This is a genomic window from Xanthomonas populi (assembly GCF_002940065.1).
Taxonomy (GTDB): Bacteria; Pseudomonadota; Gammaproteobacteria; order Xanthomonadales; family Xanthomonadaceae; genus Xanthomonas; species Xanthomonas populi.
Window position 1 is genome coordinate 21,078 of sequence record NZ_MDEJ01000041.1, and the last position, 9,751, is coordinate 30,828.

8 protein-coding genes, 2 tRNA genes and 3 pseudogenes are annotated in these 9,751 nt (G+C 60.3%); 5 read left to right on the top strand and 8 right to left on the bottom strand.

From position 1 onward, the window contains the following. The first annotated feature begins 128 nt into the window (after positions 1-128). From XpopCFBP1817_RS08775 to XpopCFBP1817_RS08790, 4 genes and pseudogenes are all read left to right on the top strand, one after another. Positions 129-1,475: an Nramp family divalent metal transporter gene (locus tag XpopCFBP1817_RS08775; RefSeq protein WP_128416830.1), complete on the top strand. Its 1,347-nt coding sequence runs from the start codon at positions 129-131 to the stop codon at positions 1,473-1,475. 168 nt (positions 1,476-1,643) lie between these two features. After that, positions 1,644-2,468, top strand: coding sequence for an alpha/beta fold hydrolase (locus XpopCFBP1817_RS08780; RefSeq protein ID WP_128416831.1), 825 nt, complete (start codon positions 1,644-1,646; stop codon positions 2,466-2,468). 376 nt (positions 2,469-2,844) lie between these two features. Continuing rightward, positions 2,845-3,036: pseudogene (locus tag XpopCFBP1817_RS08785) on the top strand (Cache 3/Cache 2 fusion domain-containing protein); the annotation flags it as partial. 64 nt (positions 3,037-3,100) lie between these two features. Next, positions 3,101-4,065, top strand: a pseudogene (locus tag XpopCFBP1817_RS08790) (IS3 family transposase). Positions 4,066-4,097: 32 nt separating this feature from the next. Here the strand turns inward: XpopCFBP1817_RS08790 and XpopCFBP1817_RS21550 are convergent. The 6 genes and pseudogenes from XpopCFBP1817_RS21550 to uvrB form a co-directional block, all read right to left on the bottom strand. Then, complete coding sequence (locus tag XpopCFBP1817_RS21550) at positions 4,098-4,235, bottom strand: hypothetical protein (RefSeq protein WP_158251280.1); 138 nt, start codon at positions 4,233-4,235, stop codon at positions 4,098-4,100. Then, complete coding sequence (locus XpopCFBP1817_RS21555; protein ID WP_158251281.1) at positions 4,236-4,391, bottom strand: hypothetical protein; 156 nt, start codon at positions 4,389-4,391, stop codon at positions 4,236-4,238. After that, positions 4,388-4,594: a hypothetical protein gene (locus tag XpopCFBP1817_RS08795; protein WP_128416832.1), complete on the bottom strand. Its 207-nt coding sequence runs from the start codon at positions 4,592-4,594 to the stop codon at positions 4,388-4,390. The genes XpopCFBP1817_RS21555 and XpopCFBP1817_RS08795 overlap by 4 nt, the downstream gene beginning before the upstream one ends. Positions 4,595-4,992: 398 nt before the next feature. Then, a pseudogene (locus XpopCFBP1817_RS08800) lies at positions 4,993-5,418 on the bottom strand (type IV secretory system conjugative DNA transfer family protein); the annotation flags it as partial. 370 nt (positions 5,419-5,788) lie between these two features. Beyond that, positions 5,789-5,863: transfer RNA gene (locus XpopCFBP1817_RS08805), tRNA-Val, on the bottom strand. Positions 5,864-5,960: 97 nt separating this feature from the next. Beyond that, positions 5,961-7,982 (bottom strand): excinuclease ABC subunit UvrB, encoded by a 2,022-nt coding sequence (gene uvrB, locus XpopCFBP1817_RS08810; protein WP_128416833.1) that lies wholly within the window; start codon positions 7,980-7,982, stop codon positions 5,961-5,963. Positions 7,983-8,122: 140 nt separating this feature from the next. On the opposite strand from uvrB, the gene XpopCFBP1817_RS08815 reads away from it, so the two are divergent. Further along, positions 8,123-8,665, top strand: a complete 543-nt coding sequence (locus XpopCFBP1817_RS08815; protein WP_128416834.1) for a GspH/FimT family pseudopilin — start codon at positions 8,123-8,125, stop codon at positions 8,663-8,665. Positions 8,666-8,717: 52 nt separating this feature from the next. Here the strand turns inward: XpopCFBP1817_RS08815 and XpopCFBP1817_RS08820 are convergent. Both XpopCFBP1817_RS08820 and XpopCFBP1817_RS08825 read right to left on the bottom strand, forming a co-directional pair. Beyond that, positions 8,718-8,794 (bottom strand) — tRNA-Asn (locus XpopCFBP1817_RS08820). Between the two features lie 69 nt (positions 8,795-8,863). Next, complete coding sequence (locus XpopCFBP1817_RS08825) at positions 8,864-9,304, bottom strand: type IV pilin protein (RefSeq protein ID WP_279627108.1); 441 nt, start codon at positions 9,302-9,304, stop codon at positions 8,864-8,866. Positions 9,305-9,751: the final 447 nt, after the last annotated feature.

Genomic DNA, 9,751 nt, shown 5'->3' on the forward strand with positions numbered 1-9,751 from the left:
CGTCCGGCGCGATTGCCTGGAAGCGTAGTGTGAAGTACGCGGCCGATCATTACGATTTAGATTGCCAATGCTCAACAGCATAGCAGTTGCTATATAATTGACCCGATCTCTCGCTGACGCCGTCTCGCATGTCCGCCAACGCCCTCTCGCCCGTTCATCCGCCCAGCTCTGCGCCGCATTCCGCCAATGGCGGTCTGGGCGATCACCATGCCAGCGTCGCCGTGCCCAAGGGCGGCCACTGGTGGTTCCGGTTGCTGGCGTTTCTGGGGCCGGGCTACATGGTGTCGGTGGGCTACATGGACCCGGGAAACTGGGCCACCGATCTGGCCGGCGGCTCGCAATTCGGCTATCTGCTGCTGTCGGTGATCCTGCTGTCCAACGTGATGGCGATCGTGTTGCAGAGTTTGTCGGCACGCTTGGGCATCGCGACAGGTCTGGATCTGGCGCAGGCCTGCCGGGCGCGTTACCCGCGCGGGGTGAATCTGGCGCTGTGGGGATTGTGCGAGCTGGCGATCATCGCCTGCGACCTGGCCGAGGTGATCGGCACCGCCATCGCGCTGAAATTGCTGTTCGGCATTCCGCTGACCTTGGGCGCGATCATCACTGCGGTCGATGTGGTGCTGGTGTTGCTGTTGATGAACCGTGGTTTCCGCGCGCTGGAAGCGTTTGTGATCGCGTTGCTGTTGATCATTTTCGTGTGCTTCGGCATCCAAATCGCGCTGGCCGCCCCGCCAATCGCCGCCGTGTTGGGCGGCTTCATTCCGCGCGCGCAAGTGGTCACCGACCCGCAGGCTTTGTATCTGGCGATCGGCATTATCGGTGCGACGGTGATGCCACATAACCTGTATCTGCATTCGTCGATCGTGCAGACGCGTGCGTATCCGCGCACCGATGGGGGTCGCAAGTCGGCACTGCGCTGGGCGGTCACAGACAGTACAGTGGCGTTGATGTTTGCGTTGTTCATCAATGCCTCTATCCTGATTCTGGCAGCGGCGGTGTTTCATGCACAGGGCCGCACCGATGTGCAGGAGATCGAACAGGCACATGCGTTGCTGGCACCCATGCTGGGCGTGGGGCTGGCTTCGACCTTGTTTGCGGTCGCGCTGCTGGCCTCTGGCGTGAACTCCGCCGTGACTGCGACATTGGCTGGGCAGATCGTGATGGAAGGCTTTTTGCAGTTGCGGCTGCCGCCGTGGATGCGCCGCTTGTTGACCCGTGGCATCGCCATTGTGCCGGTGGTGATTGTGACCTGGTTATACGGCGAAGCCGGCACTGCGCGGCTGCTGGTGCTCAGCCAGGTGGTGTTGTCGATGCAGCTGCCGTTTGCGGTGATTCCGCTGGTGCGCTTCGTGTCGGACCGTCAATTGATGGGTGCGCTGGTGGCACCGGCGTGGTTGGTGCGCATTGCCTGGGTGATCGCGGCGGTGATCGTGGGTTTGAACTGCAAGCTGCTGTGGGGTACCGCGCTGCAGTGACGCGGCAATTCTGGTAAGCAACATCAGGCCAACGCACCGCGCAGCAGATTTCTCATCTCCGGAACAGTCGCCGTGGCAGCGTTGTGGCTTGCGACCTTGGTGAGCGCTGTGTCGCTACAGGCGTAGTCCTCCACACCGCCCCACCCGACCAACAACGGAGTCAAGCCGATGTCCCATTTCGTCACCAGCCCCGACGGCGCCAATATTTTTTACAAGGATTGGGGTAAGGGCCAGCCGGTCGTGTTCTCGCACGGTTGGCCGCTCAGCGCCGATGCCTGGGATGCGCAGATGCTGTTCATGGGCCAACACGGCTTCCGCGTGGTCGCACACGACCGTCGCAGCCACGGTCGTTCGACACAGACCTGGGACGGCAACGACATAGACACCTACGCCGACGACCTGGCCGCCGTCATCGACGCGCTGGACCTGAAGGACGCGATTTTGGTCGGCCATTCCACCGGCGGTGGCGAAGTAGCGCATTACGTTAGCCGCCATGGCAGCCAGCGGGTGTCCAAGGTGGTGCTGGTCGGCGCGGTGCCGCCGCAGATGGTCAAGAGCCAGACCAATCCGGGCGGCCTGCCGATGAGCGTCTTCGACGGCATTCGCGATGGTGTGGCCAAGGACCGTTCGCAGTTCTATCGGGACCTGACCACGCCGTTCTTCGGCGCCAACCGCGACGGCCACAGCGTCACCCAGGGCATGCGCGATTCATTCTGGTTGCAGGGCATGCTGGGCGGCCACAAAGGCCAGTACGACTGCATCAAGGAATTCTCCGAGGTCGACTACACCGCAGACCTGGAGAAGATCGATGTACCGGCGCTGGTGTTGCATGGCGAGGACGACCAAATCGTGCCGATCGATGCATCCGGCAAGCTCTCGGCCAAGATCATCAAGAACGCCGAACTGAAGATCTATGCCGGCGCACCGCATGGTTTGCCGGTGACCCATGCCGACCAGTTCAACCAGGATCTGCTGGCGTTTGCAAAAGCCTGATCTGATTTGTTTGATGGAGGGGAGAAGGCCGGCTTATGAGAGTCGGCCTTTTGTTTGTGTCGATACACCGCGTGCGTCCGCTCATGCCAGTTGCCGGCGATCGATCAACACCCACAGCGCTCTCCTCTACCCATACCCGCCCCGTCCTCCCGGTCTTGCCTCGACTTTGCAACGAGGTCGACCATTCTTGAACGCAAAGCGACGCAGCGCATCCGCCGCCCTGTCGAATCGATCGGCTTGAGCTATCGTATGCACCGCCGAGCGGCAAGGGGCCGCTTGAGCATCGTGTGTCACAGGCGATAACGGCGACGTCCGATCGCCCCAAAGCTTGCGGCGGCACTCGATCCAAGCGCTAAACGCGTTCAGGGTAATTGCGATGCTTCGCCACTCTTTGCGGGTGCCCCTGCTGCTACCGGTGCTGGTCATGGTTGTGGCACTGACGGTCATTCTGGCTATTACCGAAGCGAACCGGGTCAAGTTCGAGGCCGGCGACTCCATCGAGCGCCAGTCGGTGTCCTTGCAGACCCTGTTCTCGGTCACCCGCGCGATGATGCTCGACCGCGTCAATTTGAATCGCCCCGGCTTTCCTAGACACCGTACAGCCATAATTCACGGCAGCACCAGGGGTGTCTATGAGCAGCAAGCGCTACACGCAAGAGGTCAAGGTCGAGGCGGTCAAGCAGGTCACTGACCGTGGGCACTCGGTCGCCGATGTGGCAAGTCGGCTCGGCATATCGATCCATCGTCTATATGCCTGGCGGAAGCACGACGCGAATCGGTCATCCACGCATCCGGCGGCAATCGATCAGGCGTCCGAACTGCGACGGGTCAAGTGCGTCCTGGGCCTGATCAAGCAGTCCTGGGCCTGATCAAGCAGTCCTGGCTGGATCACGTAGTTCTGGCTGGAAAGTGGCGGGGTGTACGGTTACCGGAAGATCACCCGTGATCTGCGCGAGGTGGGTGAATCGTGCGGCAAGCATCGGACGGCGCGATTGATGCGGCAGGAAGGCCTGCGGGCACAGGTGGGCTATCGCCGCCGGCCGGGCATGGGCGTTGGGAAGCCGGCTGCCGTGGCCAACAATCAGCTGGCGCGTCAGTTCGATCCGGGCATCGCCAATCAGGCATGGGTGACCGACGTCACCTAGATCCGAACGCACCAAGGCTGGCTGTACCTGGCCGTGGTGCTGGATCTTTTCTCAAGCAGGATCGTGGGCTGGGCGATGCAATCGACGCTGCACACCGACCGGGTGCTGCACGCCTTGCTGATGGCCGTATGGCGACGCAAGCCGCCTGCGGGCTGCTAGTGCACTCGGATCAAGGCACGCAATTGAATGGGCACGACTGGCAAGATTTCCTGAAAGCACATGGACTCGTCAGCAGCATGAGCCGGCGCGGCAACTGTCACGACAACGCGGTCGCCGAGGGCTTCTTCCAACTGCTCAAACGCGAGCGCATCAAGCGCAGGATTTACGTGACTCGCGAGGAAGCGAAGTCCGACGTCTTCAACTACATCCAGATGTTCTACAACATCAGACGACAGCACGGGCACAACCACGGGCTGTCTCCGGTAGAGTTCGAAAAGCAGCAATCACAATGAGGCTGCGGGGTGTCTACAGAAGCCGGGGCGATTCAATCCAGCCGTGCCCACAGCTTGCCGCCTTCGGGCAACCCACGGTCGTGTTGGCAGCGGATCACCTGATCGGCCGCATGCTCCAGGTCGCGGGCCTTGACCAGTAACGCCAGGATGTCGCCCCCCCTGTCGGCCACCTACCCTTGCCGTACGTGCGGCAACGCCTGGGCACGCTCAGCCATGCGCGCGTCGCCTTCGATCCAGCGGGTGCTTTCCATCAGGCCGCCGCGCGAACCATCGGCACCTTTGGGCTCGCGCCCACATCCACTCAGCTGCTGCTCCGCAATCCTCACGGGATCAAGATGTTACGGCGCGTATCGACTTGTGTGTCATGGGATGCCTTCTCCGGGTTCAACGCCACGGCGCCGATGTGCTCCCAGTTGCGGGTGTTGCCGCTCCAGCGCGCAGGATTGGCGTGGCGCGCTTGCTGATACAGCGCATGGCGGGCCTGCAGAATAGCCAGCGCCTTGTCCTGAGCGTCGCAACGCTCGCTCAAGCTCCCGGATACGACGCCGATCCTGTGTGTCCTGCAGGGTGCTGGCCCCGATCTCACCGGGCTGCGCCAGTTGTTGCGCAGACACGCCGTTGCTGCGGCACCACGCACTCCGCGAGGCCTGCTCCATGCTGGCCGTCGTCAGCACCGCATCGAACCGTGCCACCGAGGTCCACAGCCGCTCCCGCTGCGGCTCGGCCAGCGACTGGCTGAGCCAGAGCTCCAACGTCGCTTCGGATACGCCGATCTCCCGTGACACCGCACTCACCGCTACATTTTCCGGCGGCAGCAAGCGCGCCACCACCCTGTTCTTGAGCTGTTGTCCGTATCGCGCCATTTCAACCTCTCGTCATCGCCCCCGGTACCATTCCTCTCCGGGCGACACCTATTCTGACGTAGGGGGAGCGCGTCGGCGCGGCCAGGATCACGCATTGCTGCCTGCTCAGTCGCACCAGTTTGCCGTTGAACTTGCCGACCACGATGCCGTTGCCGATAGGCTTGAATAACCCGTGCTTGGACAGATCGGCCGCTCCAGCAAAGCGCGCGTCACCGTGCAGCGCGCGTGGCTTTGGCTTGAGCAGAAGCACGACCGTGATGGCCCAGATAATTCCAGGCAGACCAAAGCCGAGAACGCCGGACATCTTGATCTTGGTCGTGTAAGGCGCCAACTCCGGCAAGCAAAGTGCGCTGACGTAGCGGTAGTAGGTGTCCCAGGAGTACAACACGATGTCGAGTCGCAACAGCAGCAATGTCAGATACCCGGACAGAAAATACCCAACCAGCAACGTCACCGCAGTGACGATTGCAATTATCTTGGCTTTGGACACGCGACCTTACTCCTTGGCTTACATCTGGACGGCAGTCTAGCGACGGACGACAGGCTCGTGATCGATCAGATCGGACTTGCGTCCACCGCTCTCGACCAGCGAGTCGATCCAGACCTTGGCTTGATCCAGGGAGAGATCTGGGGTTATCCTGGTTTTGGCATATGTCACAATGACATATGCCACGTGGCATAAAGCATGACGACTACGCAGTGCAGATGGGTAAGAACAAGGTCAGCGATAAGGGTTAGATTCCATCATCAAAGACAGAACAAAGCTGCAAAAGCTGCTGAATGGAGTCAATTTTTGCTCAGTGGCAGCAGTCGCTGCCATATTGAAACCACTTCAAGTCGCCATGCATACTGACTTGGAGTGGTGGGCGGTACAGGGTTCGAACCTGTGACCCCTACCATGTCAAGGTAGTGCTCTACCGCTGAGCTAACCGCCCGTTTCCTGCGTTAGCATTGCGCTACGCAGGGCGCGCATTCTAGCGCAGGGTTTCGTGGGCCGCAAGCCCTCTCTGCACTTCTGCACCCTTCCCTGCACTACGCCAGGATCGCTGCCTTCAGCTTCTGGATCTGGTCGCGAATCTGCGCGGCTGCCTCGAACTCCAGATCCTTGGCATGCTGATACATCTTCTGCTCAAGGCTCTTGAGCTTGCCGGCGATCTGCGCCGGCCCCATCGCGCGATAGTCGACAGACTCTTCGGCGATCTGACGCGACTTCGAACGGCCCTTGCCGGCCTTCTTCTCGGCAGCATCCTCGCGCGCGCCTTCCATGATGTCGGAGATCGGGCGCTGTACGGACTTGGGCGTGATGCCGTGTTCGAGGTTGTACTCGACCTGCTTCTCGCGGCGACGGTCGGTCTCGTCGATCGCCGCCTTCATCGAACGCGTTATCTTGTCGGCATAGAGAATGGCCTTGCCGCGCAGGTTACGTGCGGCGCGCCCGATCGTCTGGATCAGCGAGCCAGTCGAGCGCAGGAATCCCTCCTTGTCGGCATCCAAGATCGCCACCAGCGACACTTCCGGCATGTCCAGGCCTTCGCGCAGCAGATTGATACCGACCAGTACGTCGAACTTGCCCAGACGCAGGTCGCGGATGATCTCCACCCGCTCCACGGTGTCGATATCCGAATGCAGATAGCGCACCCGAATGCCGTGCTCGCCCAGGTATTCGGTGAGGTTCTCGGACATGCGCTTGGTCAGCGTGGTCACCAACACACGGTCGCCGAGCTTGATGCGCTCATGGATCTCGGAGATCAGGTCATCGACCTGCGTACCGACTGGACGGATCTCCACCACCGGATCGATCAAGCCCGTCGGGCGCACCACCAACTCGGTGATCTCGCCAGCGGACTCGCGCAATTCGTAGGGACCAGGCGTGGCAGAAACATAGATGCTACGGGGCGAACGCGCCTCCCACTCTTCGAAGCGCAGCGGCCGGTTATCCAGCGCAGAAGGAAGGCGGAAGCCAAACTCCACCAGCGTTTCCTTGCGCGAGCGGTCGCCTTTGTACATCGCGCCGATCTGCGGAATGGTCACATGCGACTCGTCGATGACCAGCAACGCATCCGGCGGCAAGTAATCGAACAACGTCGGCGGCGGCTCGCCATGCGCCTTACCGGTGAGATGCCGCGAATAGTTTTCGATGCCGTTGCAGAAGCCCACCTCGGCCATCATTTCCAGATCAAATTGCGTGCGCTGCGCCAAGCGCTGCGCTTCGACCAGCTTGTTCTGCAAATACAACTGCTCCAGCCGTTCCTTGAGCTCTTCCTTGATCGTATCCACCGCACTGAGCGTACGCTCGCGCGTGGTAGCGTAATGCGTCTTGGGATACACGGTGTAGCGCTGCAATTTACGCAGCGTCTCGCCGGTGAGCGGATCGAACAAGGTCAGCTGCTCGATATCGCCGTCGAACAACTCGATACGCAATGCCTCCGTGTCCGACTCGGCAGGAAACACATCCAGCACTTCGCCACGCACACGAAACGCCCCGCGCGTCAGCTCGAATTCGTTGCGCGTGTACTGCAGATCGCTGAGATGACGGATCAACTTGCGCTGATCAATATGCTCGCCCACCGACAGGATCAAGCGCAGCGACAAATAGTCTTCCGGCGCGCCTAAGCCATAGATCGCCGAGACCGTGGCCACCACCAACGCATCGCGACGCGACAGCAAAGTCTTGGTCGCCGACAGTCGCATCTGCTCGATATGCTCGTTGATCGAACTGTCCTTCTCGATGAAGGTGTCCGACGACGGCACGTAGGCCTCGGGCTGGTAGTAGTCGTAGTAGCTAACGAAGTACTCCACCGCGTTGTTCGGAAAGAACGACTTGAACTCACCGTACAACTGCGCCGCCAAGGTCTTGTTCGGCGCCATCACTAGGGTCGGCTTCTGCACCTGCTCGATCACGTTGGCGATGGTGTAAGTCTTGCCCGAGCCGGTCACGCCCAACAAGGTCTGCTTAGCCAGGCCGGCCTCGAAATTGGCCACCAGCTTGTCGATGGCTGCCGGCTGATCGCCGGCTGGGGAGTATGGAGATACGAGCTTGAAACGGTCGGTCATGGAGCGGGTCTCGGGGGAGGACTGCACGAAATGCCGGAGGTCACTGTCGGTAAAAGTCTGACGCCTCATCAAGTAATGCAGACGTTACATGAGATGTGATCGCCGTAGAGACTGCTTGCTCCGAGTCAAGGAGAGGCGCGATGCGAGCAGGAGCTCATTCGTGCGCAAAAGGGTACACGGCGGTCGAACTGCTGATCGTGATGGCGATTGTCGGAATCGTGGCTGCCGTTGGCCTGCCTAGCTTTAGAGCACTAATCGAGTGGCAGCGAACACAGACACGGGTTCACCTGCTTACGGCCCATCTGGCGATGGCCAGGAGTCTTGCGGTCACTCACCGCCTGCCAGTCAGCATCTGCCCATCCGTTGATGGGGCGAGTTGTCGACCTGACAGAGACTGGAGCCGGGGATGGATACTCTTCAGAGATCCAATGCGTAGCGGGCAGCCTGTAGAAGCAGCCTCGATCCTGCGGGTTGAACACTACCCGGCAAGCGACAACATCAGCATGACTGGAACGATTGGCAGATCGCTTGTCCGATTTCTTCCGAACGGCCGCAATAGCGGAACCAACATCACGATCAGCCTATGTACGCGCGCGCAGCGCCTGGCGGACGTCGTTGTAAACAACTCGGGAAGAGCGCGGTCTGTCCGCTATACGCAGCCAACTAGTTGCCCTGCACGGTGAGCTGCAGCCAAAAATAAAGAGGCCGCGACTAGTCGCGGCCTCTTCAACATCTTGGCGCCCGAAGTTGGACTCGAACCAACGACCCCCTGATTAACAGTCAAGTGCTCTAACCGGCTGAGCTATTCGGGCGGGGAGGCGAATTTTAGACGCTAGATCATGTTAATGCAATACCCATCATCACCATCACCATCAGCCGGCTCACCAGCAGTCAGCAATGGTGCCCGTACTAGCGGTCTTGGCGCCCGCCTGATTGAGCGAAAGCGTCCCGCACTTGTCCTTCACCTGATCGCCCTGGGGTGTTGCCACCACCGTGAACGTGGAGCCCGTAGGCGCAGCTTGCAAGGAGAGTAAGTAACGCGCAGCGCCACCCTCTCGGGGAGACTGGGTGAACGCGCCTCCCCCACTGAGTTTGAAGTTTGAAAACGTTCCGTTTGCGGTGTGGAAGCGTTCCGCAAGCTGCGCCAGCTCCAACAGATCGGCTTTGGCTTGGGCGCGACGAGACTTCCGTATGTATTCCGCATAGGACGGATATGCCACTGCAGCGAGTATTGCCACGACAGCGACAGTAATCATCAACTCGATCAGCGTGAAGCCTCGCACAGAAGGTGGCGGGCCAGCGTTGTGATCTGTCTTGTTCACTTGATCTGCCTCCAGGATTGGCGTCCACACGCGCGCGGAATAAATAGCGGCTGCGCGCCGGAGGTCTGAATAGCCATCGAACACTGTTTGGTGAGCGCGTTAGTCAGATCGCTCCCGGAGGCGTCGGGTGGGAGTGGATCAAGCCGGGATGCAGTCATTACTGCAACGTTCGTTACAGGCCCGGTTCCATTGGAATTAAGCACCACAGCCCCAGTGCCGGTGGTATAAGCCTTACCAGCTACAGATCCTACTCTGACGCCAGACAATTGTGCAGCTCCAGACAATGAGGGCACCTCGAACAACCAAGTCGTAGCCGTGGTGACACGCACTGGATGATGACCATACCTTCAAAAAATCAGCGATCTGAGGCTGAGGTTTCCCCACGTTTTCCCGAGATAGATCAGCTGGTTGCACCCGGATCGTGTAGAAACAAGTGCGCGCATGGCG

Coding starts and splice junctions, on each gene's coding strand:
- XpopCFBP1817_RS08775 (WP_128416830.1), top strand. CDS start 129: ATGTCCGCCAACGCCCTCTCGCCCGTTCATCCGCCCAGCTCTGCGCCG.
- XpopCFBP1817_RS08780 (WP_128416831.1), top strand. CDS start 1,644: ATGTCCCATTTCGTCACCAGCCCCGACGGCGCCAATATTTTTTACAAG.
- uvrB (WP_128416833.1), bottom strand. CDS start 7,982: ATGACCGACCGTTTCAAGCTCGTATCTCCATACTCCCCAGCCGGCGAT.
- XpopCFBP1817_RS08815 (WP_128416834.1), top strand. CDS start 8,123: ATGCGAGCAGGAGCTCATTCGTGCGCAAAAGGGTACACGGCGGTCGAA.